Genomic DNA, 17348 nt, shown 5'->3' on the forward strand with positions numbered 1-17348 from the left:
AGTGAACGGGGAACGGGGAAGGGGTAATCCCGTTCCCCTGTACCGCGATCCCCCGACGTAAGCGTTTCCGTCCGGCACCCCGCCTCGCAGCGGGGTGGTTTGGTTGAGGCGAGGTGCCGGACAGGCTTATTTCGGGAGGGTGTTGCTACCGAAGACTACGACTACGAGATACCCGCGGCCTTGCAGGCCGACGCGAACTCGGCGGTGCACAGCTGGCTGGTGGTGTACAGACCGTCGGCGATGACCGTGCTCTTGATGTTCGCCTTGGTGACCGAGGTGGCGCCGATGAGCAGGGCCGGGACGGTCTGGCCGGAGAGGCTGGTGGCCGTGGTGGTGGCGACGGACTTGAAGTCCTTGCCCTGCAGCAGGTCCACCGCGATCTCGGCGGTGGCGTCCGCCTCGGGCTTGTAGGCCTTGTAGATCGTGCTGGTCTGGGTGCCGACCAGGATCCGCTGCAGACCCGCGAGTTCGGCGTCCTGTCCGGTCAGCGGCACCTTGATGCCCGCGCCCTTCAGTGCGGTGGCGATACCACCGGCCATACCGTCATTGGCGGAGTAGACGCCCTTGATGTTGGCCTTGCCGAGCTGGGTGATCGCCGCGGTGACCTTCTGGTTGGCGACGGTGTCCTTCCACAGACCGCTCTGCTCGTAGGCGATGTCCACCTTGCCGTCGAGGATCTTGTGGGCACCGGCCTTGAACTGGGCGGCGTTCGGGTCGGCCGGGTCGCCGTCGATCATGACGATCTTCGACTTCGGGGTGGCGGCGGGGCCCATCGCGTCCAGCAGCGCCTGGCCCTGCAGCTCGCCGACCTTCTCGTTGTCGTAGCTGACGTAGGCGGAGATGGGGCCCTCGGCGAGGCGGTCGTAGGCGACGACCTTGATGCCGGCGGCGACCGCGGCCTCGACGGAGGACTTGATGCCGACCGAGTCCTGCGGGTCGAGGATGAGGACCTTGACGCCCTTGGTGATCATGGTGTTGACCTGCTGCGCCTGCTTGGCGGGGTCAGCGGCGGCGTTGTCGTAGCTGACCGTGCAGTCAGGACAAAGCTCCTTGATCTTCGCCTCGATCAGCGGCTTGTCGAACTTCTCGTAGCGCGTGGTCGCGTTCTCGGGCAGCAGCAGGCCGATGGACTTGGCCGAGGCGCCGCTGCTGCTACTGCTGGCGCTGGCGCTGCTCGACCCCTTGCTGTCACCCGCCTTGCCGCATGCGGCCATGGTGAGCGCGATCGAAACGGCTACCGTTCCGACAGCGAAGCGACGCGTCATTGCGTTCATGTGAGGTTGCCTCCCTGACAGGGCCGCAACACCGCGGCCGAGGTGCTCGTGAGTCAACTCCGGCTGACACCGTGTCGTCAAGAAGTAAACACTTAACGAGATGGCAACGGCGCGTTTCGTTAGCAGTGTGAACGCTCAGTTATGCTGAAAAGGCGGGCTCATCAACCGCAGCATTTCCGTCCAAAAGTGTTGAATCGCCCATCTCGCTCAACACCAGGGCAAGTGCCCCCAGAACCTCCGCGCGAGCGCCGAGCGCCCCGGGCATCACCGACAGCCGCTGGGCCGCGCTGGGGATGGCGTAGCGCGACACGGACTCCCTTATCGGGCCGAGCACCAGCTCCCCCGCCTCGGCCAGATCGCCGCCCAGCACGATCCTGCTGGGGTTCAAGATGTTGCAGAGGCTGGCGACACCCATGCCGATGTGACGTCCGACATCCCCGATCACCCGGCGGCACCCCGGATCGCCCTCACGGGCCAGCTGCACCATCTTCGGCACGGTCAGTCCGTCGCCGTGGCTGCCCCTGAGCAGTTCGAGCACATAGCGCGCGGCGGTGAAGGTTTCCAGACAGCCGCGATTGCCGCAGCGGCAGACCGGACCGGACTCGTCGAGCGTGATGTGGCCGATCTCACCCGCGGTGCCGCCCGGTCCGCGGTAGATCCGGCCGTCTATCACCAGGCCGGCGCCGACACCGCTGGCCACCTTGATGTACGCCAGGTCCTTGACCCCGCGGCCGCCGCCCCACACCAGCTCGCCGAGCGCGCCGAGGTTGGCGTCGTTGTCCACCTGGACCGGGACGCCCAGCCGGTCGGTGAGCTCCTGGCGGGGGTTGATGCCGCTCCAGCCGGGCAGGATCGCGGTCGAGCCGAGGGTCCCGGACTCCACGTCGATCGGGCCCGGCACACCGAGTCCGACCCCCAGCACCTTCTCCGGGCTGATGCCGGTGGACTCCACCAGCCGGGCAACGAGTTGCTCGGCCCGGTCGAAGCCCTGCGACGCGGAGGCGTCCACGTCGATCGGCTCGGACTGCTCGGCCAGCACCTGGTGGGCCAGATTGCCGACCGCGACCCGCAGGTGCGAGTGGCCGAAATCGACTCCCACCACGATCCCGGCGTCCCCGGACAGCGACACGCTGCGCGCCCGCCGACCCCCTGAGGAGGTCGGCGTGACCTGCACCGTTCCGTTGTCCCGCAGTTCCCGGACGATGTTGGACACCGTTGCGGCCGACAGCCCCGTGCTCCGGGCGATCTCGGCCTGGGTCAGCGAACCGGCGAGCCGTACGGCGCGCACGACGCGTTCCAGGTTGGCCCGGTGCAGTGATGACTGCGATCCCGGAGTCTCCACGACATCCACTCCTGCCCGGCAGTCGGAGCGCCTCCGGCTGCCCGCACGGACGGCACCACACCGGCATCACACCAGCGAGACCCCGTCGTCTACAACATGTGAACTCTAAGTTGAGTGTTTGGGGTGATGTCCCGTCAAGGGGGAGAACCACACCGTTATGCGAAACGACCGGGAACGCCGAGCAGCGGCTCCGCGGGTGCGCGGAGCCGCTCGGGCCGGCCCGGTGACTGCCCCGGGTGCGGCTGCGCGGTCTACTTCAAGGTGCCCGCCGTGAGGCCGGCCTGAACCTGCCGCTGGAAGGAGAGGTACACCACCAGCACCGGCAGCATGGCGATCACCATGCCGGCGAAGAGCGCCGGGTAGTCGCCGGAGTAGCCCTGCGACAGCGCCAGGTTCACCAGGCCCTGGGCCAGCATGGAGTGGTCCTTGTCGGTGCTGCTCTGCTGCTGCATGAGGGTGACCGGCAGGATGTACTGGTTCCACTGGCCGAGCACGTTGAAGATGCCGACGCTCAGCAGCCCGGGCTTGGCCATCGGCAGCATGATCTGGAAGAACGTCCGGGTGTGCGAGGCCCCGTCCAGCACCGCCGCCTCGTGCACCGCGGTCGGCAGCGTCTTGAAGAACGAGTGCATGAAGAAGGTGGTGAACGGCAGCGAGTAGGCGATGTACACCAGGATCAGGCCCTGGTAGGTGTTCAGCATGTGCAGGTTCTTCACCATGAAGAACAGCGGCACCAGGGCGAGGAAGTACGGGAACATCGCGCCGCTGACGAACAGGTAGTAGAAGAACCTGTTGCCGGGGAACTCGTACCGGGCCAGCACATAGGCGACCATCGCGCCGAGCAGCATGGTCAGCGGCACCGAGAAGATCATCACGATCACGGTGTTCAGGAAGAAGTCGCCGATGCCCTTGTCCCAGGCCCGGCCGAAGGCGCCGAAGCTCCAGTGCGAGGGCCAGGACCAGGCGCTGGCGCCGATCTCGGCGTTGTTCTTGAACGCGCTGAGGATGATCCAGCCCAGCGGCAGGACGATCATGATCGCCCACAGCGCCAGGAAGCCGTGCGAGAAGACGTTCAGCACCCGGCCGCCGGCCCCGTCGTAACCTTCGCCGTCGGTCGTCTTCCGCTTGCGGAGATCACCCGGGACGGGGACCTGGTCGATCAGACCGGCCTGCGACTCGGTGATGGGTGAGGTCATGGTGCTTTCCCCGCTCAGAACTCGATACGGTCGCGCCGGGAGGCCCGGAGCGTGACGGCGGATACGATCAAGGTCACCAGCATGATGATCACGCCTTGTGCGCAGGCGTAGCCGCTCTTGCCGAAGAACTGGAAGTTGCGCATCAGATAGGTGGCCATCACCTCGCTGTGGTGGTCGGGGCCGCCGCCGTAGCCGGTGCCCGGGGTCAGACCCGAGACCAGGGCGAAGAAGTCCATGGCGAAGATCGAGATGTACACCCACGAGGTCTGCACGCTGTCCCACAGCAACGGCAGCGTCACCTTGAAGAAGGTCTGCGAGCGCCCGGCGCCGTCCAGCAGCGCGGCCTCGTAGATGTCCTTGGGGATGGACTGCATGGCGGCGGAGAACAGCACCAGGTAGAAGCCGACGCCGGCCCAGATCTGGATGGCCAGCAGGCACCAGAGCACCAGCTTGGGGTCGTTGAGCCACTCGATCGGGTTGTTGGCGTCCTCCAGGTGCACCTTGACCAGGACGCCGTTGAGCAGACCCGAGGAGTCGCTGCGGTAGACCGCGCCGAACAGCACGATCAGGATGGCGACCGACAGCACCTGCGGGAAGAAGTAGACGATCTTGTAGAAGCCGGCTCCGCGCACGCCCTCGACGCCGCCAGCCCGCTCACGGCCGCCCACGTTCACCATGAAGGCGAAGAAGAGCGCCAGCAGGATGGTGATTATCGGCAGGAAGATCAGCAGCAGGATGTTGTGCCACAGCGCGGTTCTGAACACGCCGTCGTGGAACAGCGCCGTGTAGTTGTCGAACCCGATGAACTTGAAGCTCTGGGACTCGCCCTTCCAGTCCGTCATCGAATATCCGAAGGTCTGGAGATACGGCCAGATCACGAAGACGATGTACAGGACGAGCGGAACGATGAGGAAACCCACAATAAAGGGGTATTTGCGATGCTGCATGGATCCTGCTCCTGATCGAGGGGCTGCGCCGCCGCGGGGACCGGAACACCTCCGGCCCCCGCGGCTCGCACGACGTCGTTAGGTCAGGCCTTCTTTTCCTTCGACGCGGCCGCCTTGGCCTTGGCGATCCACTGGGTGGGGGTGGAGCGCTTCGCCATCAGCTCGGCGGTGGCACCCTGCAGCGCGACGTCGAACACGCTGTTGGTGTTGGGGTAGTTGAAGTTGAACGTGTTGTTGCCGGCAGCGTCGATCGCCACCACGGTGGAGGCGGTGCCCGGACGCAGCTTGACGTCGGAGCCGACACCGTTCTGCAGCACGGTGAGCGAGTTGGCTGCGGCGGCGAACCGGCCGGAGCCCTCCTTGGTCAGCATCATGCGCAGGAACTCAAGGCCGCCGGCCTTGTTCTTGGCCTTCTCCGGCACGATGAACGGCTCACCGGCGCCCGCCCGGATGGACTCCCACGGCAGCTTGTCGCCGTCGAGCGAGGGCATCGGCAGGAACTTCATGTCGAAGTCGGCCGGGGTGGCCTTCATCTGCTCGTTCTCCAGCCAGGAGCCGCACGGGATGAAGGCGGCCTTGTACTGGTTCCACGCGGTCTGCGACTCGATGTGGGTCAGACCGTTGGTGCCGGGGAGCAGGTAGTTGTTGGACACGATCTGGTAGGCGGCCTCGACGGCGTTCTTGATCGCCGGCTCGTCCCAGACCGTCGGGTCCATCGCGTCGACACGCTTCTGGATGTCCAGACCGCCGTTCTTGGCGGCCAGGTCCAGGATCGGCGTGTTCATGTAGTACGGGTACTTGCCCTGGTAGCAGAACGGCGCGATGCCGGCCTTCTTGATCTCGCCGCAGAGCGAGATGAAGTCCTTCCAGGTCTTCGGCGGGGTCCAGCCGTGCTGCTTGAACAGCTTGCCCGAGTACCACAGTCCGCTGACGGTGTAGATGTAGCTCAGCGAGTACATCTTCCCGGCCAGCGTGCCGCTCTCGATCGTGCCGGGCTGCAGCACGTCGCGGACCTTCTTGGTCGGGTCGTCCAGGTACGGCGCGTCCAGCAGCGGGGTGAGGTCCGCCAGCTGGCCGCTGCTCTGCAGGGTGTCCAGCTTGATCTGCTGGGCGCCCGAGTCGTCGATGACGTCCGGCGGGGTACCGCCGTTGAAGCGGGGCTGGAGCTTGCCGATGATGTCCTGGGTGGCCAGGACGCTCGCCTTGGATCCGCTGTGCTGCTGCTCGTAGAGCTTGCCCAGCGCGGTGGCGTAGTCGTGGCCGTAACCGCCGTCGAAGATGACGATGTCCAGCGGGTCGGCGTCCTTGACGCCGAACGGGTTCTTCGGGTCGACCGTGGCACCGGCCGCCGGGGCGGTGGTGGTGGGCGTGCTGGAACTGCTGTCGCCACCATCGGACGCGCAAGCGCTCAGCAGGCCGGCCGACGGGATGGCGACCAGGCCGAGCGCCGCGGAACGCTTGACCAGATCCCGACGGTTGAATTCGGATCCCATGCTCAAGTCCTCGCCTTCTAACAGGACTCATGCGGTGCAGCGGAATCCGCCGACGACCGCGAACAGATGAAGCGTGAAGTGATGCCGTGCATCCATCGGGGAGGGGTACGTCACCGTATCGGCTGGCTGCCGAGCCCGCCGTTCCCCCCGCCCCGCCCCGCTGCGAGGCGGGTTCCTTGGACGCGACAGGTATAGTCCACTTCTCTCCGGGAGGGCAAGATCCATTGCCGGTTTGGACAGTAAGCTTTCCCGAGTTGAGACCTGTCCGAAACGTGGGATGACTCGCCGTCGAAGGATCGGCCGGATCTTGGATTCAATCGTCAACGAGTCCTTCTGCGGCATGCGTTCAAGTAGTGAAGGGCCGGTGGGGGGTCACGTCCGGACAAAGACGGACGGGCCGCATCCCTGCTGACAGGGATGCGGCCCGTCGCACGGACCGGATGCTACGTGCTGGTTACTTGCGGATCAACGACCGAAGCACGTACTGCATGATCCCGCCGTTGCGGTAGTAGTCCGCCTCGCCGGGGGTGTCGATGCGCACCACGGCGTCGAACTCGGTGCCGGTGTCGGTGCTGACCTTGACGGTGCGCGGGGTGCGTCCCTCGTTGAGCTCGGTGACACCGGTGATGGTGAAGGCCTCCTCGCCGGTGAGGCCCAGGGTGGCCGCTGACGCGCCCTCAGGGAACTGCAGCGGCAGGACACCCATGCCGATCAGGTTGGAGCGGTGGATGCGCTCGTAGGACTCCGCGACGACCGCCTTGACGCCGAGCAGCGCGGTGCCCTTGGCCGCCCAGTCGCGCGACGACCCGGAGCCGTACTCCTTGCCGGCCAGCACGACCAGCGGGACCCCCTGTTCGATGTAGTTGCGCGAGGCGTCGTAGATGAACGCCACCGGGCCGTCCGGCTGGGTGAAGTCGCGGGTGAAGCCGCCCTCGGTGCCGGGGGCGATCTGGTTGCGCAGCCGGATGTTGGCGAAGGTGCCGCGGATCATGACCTCGTGGTTGCCGCGGCGCGAGCCGTAGCTGTTGAAGTCGCGGCGCGCCACGTCGTGCTCGGTGAGGTACTGTCCGGCCGGTGTGTCGGCCTTGATGGCGCCGGCCGGGGAGATGTGGTCGGTGGTGACCGAGTCGCCCAGCTTGGCCAGCACCCGGGCGCCGGTGATGTCGGCGACCGGCTCCGGGTCCATCCGCATCCCGTCGAAGTACGGGGGCTTGCGGACGTAGGTGGACTGCGGGTCCCACTCGAAGGTGTCACCGGTCGGGATCGACAGCGCCTGCCACTGCTCGTCGCCGGCGAAGACGTCCCGGTAGGACTGGTTGAACATGTCCTGGCCGATGGAGGCGGCCACCACGTCGTTGACCTCGGCCTCGGACGGCCAGATGTCGGCCAGGAAGACCGGCTTGCCCTGCGGGTCGGTGCCCAGCGGGTCCCGGGTGATGTCCACCTTCATCGAGCCGGCGATGGCGTAGGCGACCACCAGCGGCGGGGACGCCAGGTAGTTCATCTTCACGTCGGGGTTGATCCGGCCCTCGAAGTTGCGGTTGCCCGACAGCACCGAAGTGACCGCGAGGTCCGCGGAGTTGACCGCCTTGGACACCTCCTCGGGCAGCGGGCCCGAGTTGCCGATGCAGGTGGTGCAGCCGTAGCCGACCAGGTTGAAGCCGAGCTTGTTCAGGTACGGGGTCAGGCCGGACTTGTCGAAGTAGTCGGTGACCACCTTGGAGCCCGGGGCGAGCGTGGTCTTCACCCACGGCTTGCTGGTCAGGCCGTTCTCGACCGCCTTCTTGGCCACCAGCGCGGCGGCGACCATCACATACGGGTTCGAGGTGTTGGTGCACGAGGTGATCGCGGCGACGGTGACCGCGCCGTGGTCGAGTTCGTAGCTGGTCCCGTCGGGGGCCGTCACCAGGGTGGGCTTGGTCGGCACTCCGTTGGTCGTCGCGGGCGAGTCCGAGGCCGGGAAGGACTCCTTGCCCGCCTCCTCGTCGTCGGTGACGTAGTTGCGCACGTCGCGGGCGAACTGCCGGGAGGCGTTCGCCAGCACGATACGGTCCTGCGGGCGCTTGGGCCCCGCGATGGACGGGACGACGGTGGAGAGGTCCAGCTCCAGCTTCTCGGAGTAGTCCGGCTCGGCGGCCGGGTCCAGCCACAGGCCCTGCTCCTTGGCGTAGGCCTCGACCAGCGCGACCTGCTGCGCGGAGCGGCCGGTCAGCGTCAGGTAGCTGATCGTCTCGGCGTCGATCGGGAAGATCGCCGCGGTGGAGCCGAACTCCGGCGACATGTTGCCGATGGTGGCGCGGTTGGCCAGCGAGGTGGCGCCGACGCCCTCGCCGTAGAACTCCACGAACTTGCCGACCACACCGTGCTTGCGCAGCATCTCGGTGATGGTCAGCACCAGGTCGGTGGCGGTGGTGCCGGCCGGCAGCTCACCGGTCAGCTTGAAGCCGACCACCCGCGGGATGAGCATGGACACCGGCTGGCCGAGCATCGCGGCCTCGGCCTCGATGCCGCCGACGCCCCAGCCGAGCACACCGAGGCCGTTGACCATGGTGGTGTGCGAGTCGGTGCCGACGAGGGTGTCGGGGTAGGCCTGGCCGCCGCGGACCATCACGGTACGGGCCAGGTGCTCGATGTTCACCTGGTGCACGATGCCGGTGCCGGGCGGGACCACCTTGAACTCGTCGAAGGCGGTCTGGCCCCAGCGCAGGAACTGGTAGCGCTCCTTGTTGCGGCCGTACTCCAACTCCACGTTCTGCGCGAAGGAGTCGGGGGTGCCGAAGCGGTCGGCGATGACCGAGTGGTCGATGACCAGCTCGGCGGGGGCCAGCGGGTTGATCCTGGCCGCGTCGCCGCCCAGTTCCTTGACCGCCTCGCGCATGGTCGCCAGGTCCACCACACAGGGCACGCCGGTGAAGTCCTGCATGATCACCCGGGCCGGCGTGAACTGGATCTCCTGGCTTGGCTGGGCCTGCGAGTCCCAGCCGCCGACGGCCCGGATGTGGTCGGCGGTGATGTTCGCGCCGTCCTCGGTGCGGAGCAGATTCTCCAGCAGCACCTTCAGGCTGTACGGCAGTCGGGCGGAGCCGGCCACCTTGTCCAGCCGGAAGATCTCGTACGACTCGTCGCCCACCCGCAGGGTGCCGCGGGAGTCGAAGCTGTTCGCCGACACGACAGTCTCCTTCATGCATGATTTCGCGCGTACCACCGCGTTGCCCGCATTGCCGCCGACCTGACGGTACGCCTCGGCAGATATCTCGATGTCGAGATAACTCTAGTACACCACCGCGCCCGGGTCATGCCCCGGCCCGGTAGTCTCCAGGTGTGGCGCCTGCCCGCCGGGGAAGATGCGATGTACCGACCGGTCGGGCAATGTACGGGTTGTGTCACTGATGGCGGGTCCCGAGTTGCCGCATCTCATATAAGAGATAGCCTCGATCACATGACCGACGACTACCTGGTACGTATCGGCAGGCTGATTCGGGACGCGCGGCAGCATCGTGGCTGGACACAGGCCCAGCTCGCCGAAGCGCTCGGTACCAGCCAGAGTGCGGTGAACCGTATTGAGCGTGGCAATCAGAACATCAGCCTTGAGATGATCGCCCGGATCGGCGAGGCGCTGGACAGCGAGATCGTCTCCCTGGGCTACGCGGGCCCGATGCACCTGCGGGTGGTCGGCGGGCGCCGGCTGTCCGGTGCCATAGACGTCAAGACGAGCAAGAACGCGTGTGTGGCGCTGCTGTGCGCGACGCTGCTGAACGCCGGCCGCACCACGCTGCGCCGGGTCGCCCGGATCGAAGAGGTCTACCGGATCCTGGAGGTGCTCGGCAGCATCGGGGTCCGCACCCGGTGGATCAACGACGGCAACGACCTGGAGGTCGTACCGCCCGCCGAGCTGGACCTGGCCGCGATGGACACCGACGCGGCCCGCCGTACCCGCAGTGTGATCATGTTCCTCGGCCCGCTGCTGCACCGCGCCGACCGCTTCCAGATCCCGTACGCCGGCGGCTGCGACCTGGGCACCCGGACGGTCCAGCCGCATATGAACGCGCTGCGGCACTTCGGCCTCGACATCACCGCCACCGACGGCTCCTACCACGCCGAGGTGGACCGCGAGGTCACCCCGCACCGCGCGATCGTGCTGACCGAGCGCGGCGACACCGTGACCGAGAACGCGCTGCTGGCCGCCGCCCGCTACGCGGGCGCCACCGTCATCCGCAACGCCAGCTCCAACTACATGGTCCAGGACCTGTGCTTCTTCCTGGAGGAGCTGGGTGTGCGGGTCGAGGGCATCGGCACCACCACGCTGACCGTCCACGGCGTGGCCGACATCGACCGCGACGTCGACTACGCGCCCTCGGAGGACCCGGTCGAGGCGATGAGCCTGCTGGCCGCCGCCGTGGTCACCGAGTCGGAGCTGACCATCCGCCGGGTGCCGATCGAGTTCATGGAGATCGAACTCGCGGTGCTGGAGGAGATGGGCCTCGACCACGAACTGACCCCGGAATACCGGGCCGACAACGGCCGCACCCGGCTGGTCGACCTGACCGTCCGGCCGTCCAAGCTCCGCTCCCCCATCGACAAGATCCACCCGATGCCCTTCCCGGGCCTCAACATCGACAACGTGCCGTTCTTCGCGGCCATCGCGGCCACCGCCCAGGGCTCCACGCTGATCCACGACTGGGTCTACGACAACCGGGCGATCTACCTGACCGAACTCACCCGGCTGGGCGCCCAGGTCAAACTGCTCGACCCGCACCGGGTCCTGGTCGAGGGCCCCACCCGCTGGCGCGCCGCCGAGATGATGTGCCCCCCGGCGCTGCGCCCGGCGGTCGTCATCCTGCTGGCGATGATGGCGGCCGAGGGCACGTCGGTGCTGCGCAATGTGTACGTCATCAACCGGGGCTACGAGGACCTGGCGGAGCGGCTGAACACGATCGGCGCGCAGATCGAGATCTTCCGGGACATCTAGGGGGCGCCGTTTGGTCCCGGCCCGCGGCCGCCGCCCCCGCGATCAGCCATCCGTCACGTGGCGAGGCGCGGGGCGCCTGGCTCGTCGGCGACGGGTTCGGGCCCAAGAACTGAATGGGGTGCGCTCCGCGGTGGCCGCGGGTGTGGTCGTCGGGTACCCGGCAGTGACGCTCCCGCGCCGCCGCGCCGGCGGTCGATGAGCCGACCGAACCTGGCCGCCCGCCGCCGCCCATGCGGAACCGGGCCGCCCGCTGCCGCCCAGGCCCGAGACCGTGCCCCGGGGAAGGAGCGCGTCGTATGCCGGAACTGCCCGATGTCGAGGGTTTCCGCCGGGTGCTGTCGTCGTGCGGGCAGGGGCGGCGGATCCAGCGGGTCGCGGTGGCCGATGCCGGAGTGCTGCGCGGGGTGAGCACGGGCCGGCTGCGCCGGGGGCTGGAAGGCCGCAGGCTGAGCGCGCCCCACCGGCACGGCAAATGGCTGATCGCCCGGACCGACGACGGCCCCGCGCTGCTGCTGCACTTCGGGATGACCGGACGCCTGCTGTGCTGTTCCCCGGACGACCCCCCGCACCCCCACGACCGGGTGCGGATCGGCCTCGGCGGCGGGCATGAGCTGCGCTACCGCGACCAGCGCAAATTGCAGGGCCTGCGGCTCGCGGGCTCCGCGGCGGAGGTGGGCCGGGCCCTGGCCGGTCAGGGGCCGGACGCGCTGTCCGTGGGCCGCCGGGAGTTCCGGGAACTGCTCGGCGGACGCCGGGCCGGGCTCAAGCCCCTGCTGATGGACCAGTCCGTGCTGGCCGGCCTGGGCAATCTGCTGGTCGACGAGATCCTGTGGCGTGCCCGCCTCCACCCGACGCGGCCCGCGAACCGCCTCACCGAGGAGGACATCCGCCGGCTGCACTCCGCCATGCGGCGCGTCCTCACGCTGTCCGTGCGGGCGGGAGAGGTCCCGGGCCGGCCCTCCTGGCTCACCGGGCACCGTGACGGGGCGGCGCCGCGGTGCCCGCGCTGCGGCACGCCGCTGCGCCGCGGCAGGGTCGGCGGTCGCGGGACCGTCTGGTGCCCCCACTGCCAACCGGAGACGGCGGCGACCGGTACACCCGGGCACCGCTGAAGTGGCGCCCCGCCCGCGCGCGGCCCACCCTGAACGAGGGGCGGGCACGTTCGGCGTCGGCACGAGGACGAGAGGCGGCCATGGCGACAGCACCCCTTGCCGGACCGAGGCGCATGCTGACGCTGCCCGGCGTCTACGCCCCCCAGCACGACACCCACCTGCTGATGCGGGCCGTCGGCCGGCGGGACATCGGCCCGGGGACGCATGTGCTGGAGCTCGGCACCGGAAGCGGAGCCCTGGCGGTGCACGCCGCCCGGCTGGGGGCCAGGGTCACGGCTGTCGACGTCTCCCGGCGCGCGGTCCTGTGCGCCCGGGTGAACGCCGCGCTCCACCGCAGCCGCGTCACCGTCGTGCGCTGCGACCTGTCCGCCCTCGGCGCGGGGAGATACGACATGCTGCTCAGCAACCCGCCGTACGTACCGGCGCCCGCCGCGCTGCCGCCGCTGCGCGGCAGGGCCCGGGCGTGGGACGGCGGCCGGGACGGCCGGGCGGTCGTCGACCGGGTCTGCGCGGCCGCCGGATCGGTGCTGCGGCCCGGCGGGACCCTCCTCATGGTCCATTCGGAGATGTGCGGGGTCGAAGCCACCATCGACGCCCTCGCGCTGGCGGGCCTGGACGCCGAGGTCAGCGACCGCGAACTCGTCCCCATCGGTCCGGTGCTGCGCTCCCGCCGGTCCTGGCTGCGCGGTCAGGGGCTGATGGACGACGGGCAGGAGAAAGAGGAGCTGGTGGTCATCCGCGCGCGACGCCGCTGAGCGCCGGGCCACGCGTCGGCCACCCGCCGGCCCCGCCGGCCGGCAAGGGCTCAGGTGCGGGCGGCGCGGCGGGTCTCGATGGTCAGCACGTGCTCGACCGCGTGGATCAGGATCTCCTTGGCGGATTCGCGGACCCGGGCGTCGCACAGCAGGACCGGCACCTGCGGCCCGAGGCTCAGCGCGGCGCGCACCGTCTCGGTCGGGTAGGTGCGCGCGCCCTCGAAGCAGTTGACGGCGACGACGAAGGGGAGTCCGCGCCGCTCGAAGTAGTCGACGGCGGGGAACGACGAGGCCAGTCGGCGGGTGTCGGCCAGCACGACCGCGCAGAGCGCGCCGGCCGCGAGTTCGTCCCACATGAACCAGAAGCGGTCCTGCCCCGGCGTCCCGAAGAGGAACAGCGCGAGCCGGTTGTGGATGGTGACCCGGCCGAAGTCCATGGCGACGGTCGTGGTCCCCTTCCGCTCGACCCCGGCCAGGTCGTCGATGCCGATGCCGGAACGGGTGAGGGTCTCCTCGGTGTGGAAGGGGGCGATCTCGCTCACCGCCGCCACGAGCGTGCTCTTCCCCGCGCCGAAGCCGCCGGCCACCAGGATCTTCACCGCCTCCGGCATGTCGTCACCGGGTGTGGCGGGGCCACCGTCCCGTAGCACCTTTGACATCGCGAACTCGCCTTTCAACCCTTGGTCCTGTGCCTTCGGCCCCGGCTCGGAGAGCCGCACGACCGCTTCTTCGGTGTTCCCGGTCGGGTCCGCGCGCGGCCGGCCTCACAGCGCGCGGAGTCCCTCGAGCACCTCTCTGATGACCTGCACACTGGGCCGTCCGACCGGATCGGCCGGTTCGCGCACCCGGATGGCCCGCGCGTCCAGGAGGTCGCTGAGCAGCACCCGGACCACCCCCACCGGCAGGTTCATCCGGGCCGCCACCTCGGTCACCGACCGGGGACGGCGACACATCGTGAGGATGGCCTGGTGCTCGGGCTGCATCTCCACCCAGTGGTGCAGGGTGTCCACGACGGTGACGACGAAGGCCACCAGGTCGAACAGATACCGCTCGCTGCGCGTCCTTCCCCGCACCATGGCGTAGGGGCGGACGACGGGACCGGCCGCGTCGTCCACCCATTCCGCCGGTGTCACATCACCATCCTGGGGCCTTCGGCCTGATCGGGGCGGGACTCCACGGACAGGTGGTGGCCGAGCCGCTTGACCAGCATGGCCATCTCGTAGGCCACCACACCGATGTCGGCCCCCTCGGGGGTGAGTGCGGTCAGGCAGGCGTTCTCCCCCGCGGCGCACACGAAGAGGAACCCGGCCTCCATCTCCACCATCGTCTGGCGCACCGCGCCGCCGCCGAAGTGGCGCCCGGCCCCCTTGGCCAGGCTGTGGAATCCGGACGCGACCGCCGACAGCCGCTCGGCCTGATCGCGGTTCATCTCGCCGGAGGCACCGAGCAGCAGGCCGTCCGTGGACAGCAGGACCGCATGGCCGATCTCCGGCACGTGCCGCACCATGTCGCTCAGGAGCCAGTCGAGATTGGAGTTCATCTCGGAGACGTTGGACTGCGTCATCGCTCGCCGTGCCTTCCTTGGTCGGGGTACTGGGTGTACGGGGGGAACGGAGCCCGGCCGGTGACGCCGGCCTGCTGACCGCCCGCCGGGACCTGGGCGCCGGCGGGGCCGCCGCCGGACGCGGGGCCGCCGCCGGACGCGGCGCCGTGGCCGACGCGGGCGCGGGCGGCTCCCGCCTGGAGGGCCGACATGATCGAACGGACCTGCTCGGGCCGGCCCGCCGCGGCATCGCGGAAGGGACCGCCGGGGCCCGCTTGCTCCGGGCCCTGCCCGCCCGGCCACGGGGTGGCGCCGTACGGGCCGGTGTCCCGGTACGCGCTGCCGCCCAGGGCCGGTCCGTTCTCCTCGTACGCTCCCCACGGCGAGGGGAATCCGGCTGTCCGCTGCGCGGCGGCGGTGTCGGGGCGCGGCGCGGGACCACCGGGGTACGGGCCGGGAGCGGAGCCGCCCCAGTCCATCAGCCGCCCGGCCTCCAACTCCTCGGACTCGTTGAGCAGTTCGCGGGCCAGACTGGCCTGCGGCACCCGGCGGGGCAGGCCGTCGATCATGTCCGGCTGCTCCTGGTCGGCGACCGGCGCGAAATGCGCGGCCGACGCGTAACCGGCCCCCGGCGGCGGGGAGTTCGTCCAGGCGGGGTCCGGGGCGGTGTACGCACGGGCGGCAGCGGCGGGCGCGGGCGCGGTCGGGAGGGGGGCACCGGGTCCCGGGCCCGCGACGGACATCTGCTCGCCGGGTTCGCCGAGCACTTCGCCCTCGCCGCCGGGCCGCATCCAGGGATGGCGCTGGCCCGGAACGGCGGCCGGGCGGGCGGGGCCGGGCGCCGGTATCGCGGCCGGCTCCCACTCCAGCAGGTCCTGCGGGATCAGCACGACCGCGTTGACCCCGCCGTACGGCGACTGCCGCAACGACACGCTGATGTCGTGCCGTTGGGCCAGCCGGCCGACCGTCACCAGGCCGAGCCGGGTGCTGTCCAGCGTGCTCACGTCGAGCGAGGAGCTGATGCGCTCGTTGGCGGCGGCCAGTTCCTCGCTCGGCATCCCGAGCCCGCGGTCGTCGATCTCGATGATCAGACCCCCCGCCGCCGTGCCGAGGCTGACCCGGACCTCGCTGTCGGACGGCGAGAACACCTCGGCGTTCTCGATGAGTTCGGCCAGCAGGTGGATGACGTCGGCGGCGGCCCGGCCCCGGATGCCGACCGAAGGCACCGGCAGCACCACCACCCGGGCGTAGTCCTCGGTCTCGGCGATCGCGCCGCGCACCACGTCCACGGCGGGCACCGGATGCCGCCAGAAGCGTCCGGGAGGGGCGCCGGAGACGATGATCAGTCCCTCCGCGTAGCGGCGCATACGCGTGGCGAGCTGGTCGAGCCGGAAGAGCTCCTCCAGGGTGCGCGGGTCCTCCTCGTGCCGCTCCATGGCGTCGAGCATGCTGAGCTGGCGGTGGACCAGGGTCTGGCTGCGGCGGGCGAGGTTCACGAAGACATCGCTGATGCCGCGGTGCAACCGGATGTCCTCGTGGGCGAGTTCCACGGCGGTGAGCTGGAGCGCGTCGAACGCCGCGCCGAGTTCGGCCATCTCACGGTTGACGAAGACCGGGCGGGTCATGTCGCCGCGTACGTCGACGCTCTCCCCCCGGCGCAACCTGCCGACCACGTCGCGCAGTTGCTTGTCCGTGAGGTTGCGCGCGGAGCTGTGCAGGCGGCCCACGTCGCCGATCAGCGAGCGGGCCATCCGGATCGACATCACCACCGAGACGATCAGCGCGATCAGGCCCAGCAGACCGGCCAGGATCAGTTCCACGAAGGCGCGGCGGGCGGGCGGGCCGGTGCGGGTGAAGACCAGTGAGATGTCGTCGAGCGCCGTGCTGGACGCCACCTGGTCCTCGGCGTCGTAGGCGGCGCGCCACTGCCCGATGGGGAAAGGCAGGCCGGCCGCGCGCGGCCCCGCGTCGATGAGCTGGTTCTCCATGGCGGTGACCCGGCCCAACGCGCCGTCCGGCCCGGCGAGTTTCAGGAAGGGGACGCGCTGGGGCGCCGGAAAGCGGGCCACGGCCTGCTGGGTGAGCGTCCGCTGGGTCCCGATGTCCTGGACGACCGCGCTGTAGGCGGCCGGGTCGAGCCGGTGGGCGGGGCTCGCGGCGGCGGCCGAGATGAGCGCGTCCTCCTGGGACAGCACGTCGCCCGCCGGCACCAGCGTGTACAGCGCCTGGCCGAAGTCCTGGGCGTCCTGGTCCGGCAGGATCGTCATGGCGCGCAGCGCCTCGGAGATGCTGTTGTCGACGGCGGTGTAGGCCGCGAGGACCTTGTCGCCGGGCAGCTTGCCGGCGTCGACCCCCTGGCGTATCGCCGGGACGGTGCCCAGCGCGTGTTCGGCGGCGTCGACGCCCTTGCGCACCGCCGGGTTCTCGTCGGACCTGACGCTGCCGTCGTGCGCCTGCTTGAGGAAGTCCGCCACGGCGGCGTCCACCACGCCCCTGGCCCGGCGCAGCCCCGAGGGATCGGCGGTCGGCGACGCGGCGGCCACCACCGAGCCGCGCCGTTCACCCTGCAGCGCGACGATGGCGTGCCCGAGGGGAGCCGCCAGGTGATTGCCGATGGTGTTCTCGTGCTCGAGGGTGAGCGCGTTTCCGAGGGACAGGTCGGCGGCATAGGCCCACAAGGCGGCCAGCGACAGCAGCGGAAGCAGCAGCAATGCCGT

The 17348-nt window shown here is 69.6% G+C and carries 13 protein-coding genes; 3 read left to right on the top strand and 10 right to left on the bottom strand.

What is annotated here, in order from left to right; translation table 11 throughout:
- Nucleotides 1-161: 161 nt before the first annotated feature.
- From ACFO3J_RS26180 to acnA, 6 genes are all read right to left on the bottom strand, one after another.
- Nucleotides 162-1274 (bottom strand): sugar ABC transporter substrate-binding protein, encoded by a 1113-nt coding sequence (locus ACFO3J_RS26180; RefSeq protein ID WP_386433996.1) that lies wholly within the window; start codon nt 1272-1274, stop codon nt 162-164.
- 139 nt (nt 1275-1413) lie between these two features.
- Nucleotides 1414-2616, bottom strand: a complete 1203-nt coding sequence (locus tag ACFO3J_RS26185; protein WP_386433998.1) for an ROK family transcriptional regulator — start codon at nt 2614-2616, stop codon at nt 1414-1416.
- A gap of 251 nt (nt 2617-2867) precedes the next feature.
- A complete protein-coding gene (locus tag ACFO3J_RS26190) occupies nt 2868-3812 on the bottom strand; it encodes a carbohydrate ABC transporter permease (RefSeq protein WP_386434001.1) in 945 nt (314 codons plus the stop codon).
- A gap of 14 nt (nt 3813-3826) precedes the next feature.
- Nucleotides 3827-4759, bottom strand: coding sequence for a carbohydrate ABC transporter permease (locus ACFO3J_RS26195; RefSeq protein ID WP_386434003.1), 933 nt, complete (start codon nt 4757-4759; stop codon nt 3827-3829).
- A gap of 83 nt (nt 4760-4842) precedes the next feature.
- Nucleotides 4843-6252 carry an N-acetylglucosamine/diacetylchitobiose ABC transporter substrate-binding protein gene (gene ngcE, locus ACFO3J_RS26200; RefSeq protein WP_386434005.1) on the bottom strand — a complete coding sequence of 470 codons (1410 nt, stop codon included), beginning with the start codon at nt 6250-6252 and terminating at the stop codon, nt 4843-4845.
- 454 nt (nt 6253-6706) lie between these two features.
- Nucleotides 6707-9421: an aconitate hydratase AcnA gene (gene acnA / locus ACFO3J_RS26205; protein WP_386434008.1), complete on the bottom strand. Its 2715-nt coding sequence runs from the start codon at nt 9419-9421 to the stop codon at nt 6707-6709.
- A gap of 270 nt (nt 9422-9691) precedes the next feature.
- On the opposite strand from acnA, the gene ACFO3J_RS26210 reads away from it, so the two are divergent.
- The 3 genes from ACFO3J_RS26210 (at nt 9692) to ACFO3J_RS26220 (ending at nt 13088) form a co-directional block, all read left to right on the top strand.
- Nucleotides 9692-11221: a helix-turn-helix domain-containing protein gene (locus ACFO3J_RS26210; protein WP_386434011.1), complete on the top strand. Its 1530-nt coding sequence runs from the start codon at nt 9692-9694 to the stop codon at nt 11219-11221.
- Between the two features lie 296 nt (nt 11222-11517).
- Nucleotides 11518-12333 carry an Fpg/Nei family DNA glycosylase gene (locus ACFO3J_RS26215; protein ID WP_386434014.1) on the top strand — a complete coding sequence of 272 codons (816 nt, stop codon included), beginning with the start codon at nt 11518-11520 and terminating at the stop codon, nt 12331-12333.
- Nucleotides 12334-12413: 80 nt separating this feature from the next.
- The gene (locus ACFO3J_RS26220; RefSeq protein ID WP_386434017.1) at nt 12414-13088 is read left to right on the top strand and encodes a HemK2/MTQ2 family protein methyltransferase; all 675 of its coding nucleotides are present in this window, start codon (nt 12414-12416) and stop codon (nt 13086-13088) included.
- Nucleotides 13089-13138: 50 nt separating this feature from the next.
- Here ACFO3J_RS26220 and ACFO3J_RS26225 read toward each other — a convergent pair whose 3' ends face one another.
- The 4 genes from ACFO3J_RS26225 to ACFO3J_RS26240 all read right to left on the bottom strand — a co-directional run bounded on the left by ACFO3J_RS26225 (nt 13139) and on the right by ACFO3J_RS26240 (nt 17342).
- Complete coding sequence (locus ACFO3J_RS26225; protein WP_386434018.1) at nt 13139-13747, bottom strand: GTP-binding protein; 609 nt, start codon at nt 13745-13747, stop codon at nt 13139-13141.
- Nucleotides 13748-13852: 105 nt separating this feature from the next.
- On the bottom strand, nt 13853-14221 hold the full coding sequence (locus ACFO3J_RS26230; protein ID WP_386434021.1) for a DUF742 domain-containing protein: 369 nt from the start codon (nt 14219-14221) through the stop codon (nt 13853-13855).
- Nucleotides 14218-14652, bottom strand: a complete 435-nt coding sequence (locus ACFO3J_RS26235) for a roadblock/LC7 domain-containing protein (protein WP_386434024.1) — start codon at nt 14650-14652, stop codon at nt 14218-14220. The genes ACFO3J_RS26230 and ACFO3J_RS26235 overlap by 4 nt, the downstream gene beginning before the upstream one ends.
- Nucleotides 14649-17342, bottom strand: a complete 2694-nt coding sequence (locus ACFO3J_RS26240) for a sensor histidine kinase (RefSeq protein WP_386434027.1) — start codon at nt 17340-17342, stop codon at nt 14649-14651. Before ACFO3J_RS26240 ends, ACFO3J_RS26235 begins: the two co-directional genes overlap by 4 nt.
- Nucleotides 17343-17348: the final 6 nt, after the last annotated feature.

The sequence above is a fragment of the Streptomyces polygonati genome (genome assembly GCF_042650325.1).
In the GTDB taxonomy this organism is placed as follows: domain Bacteria; phylum Actinomycetota; class Actinomycetes; order Streptomycetales; family Streptomycetaceae; genus Actinacidiphila; species Actinacidiphila polygonati.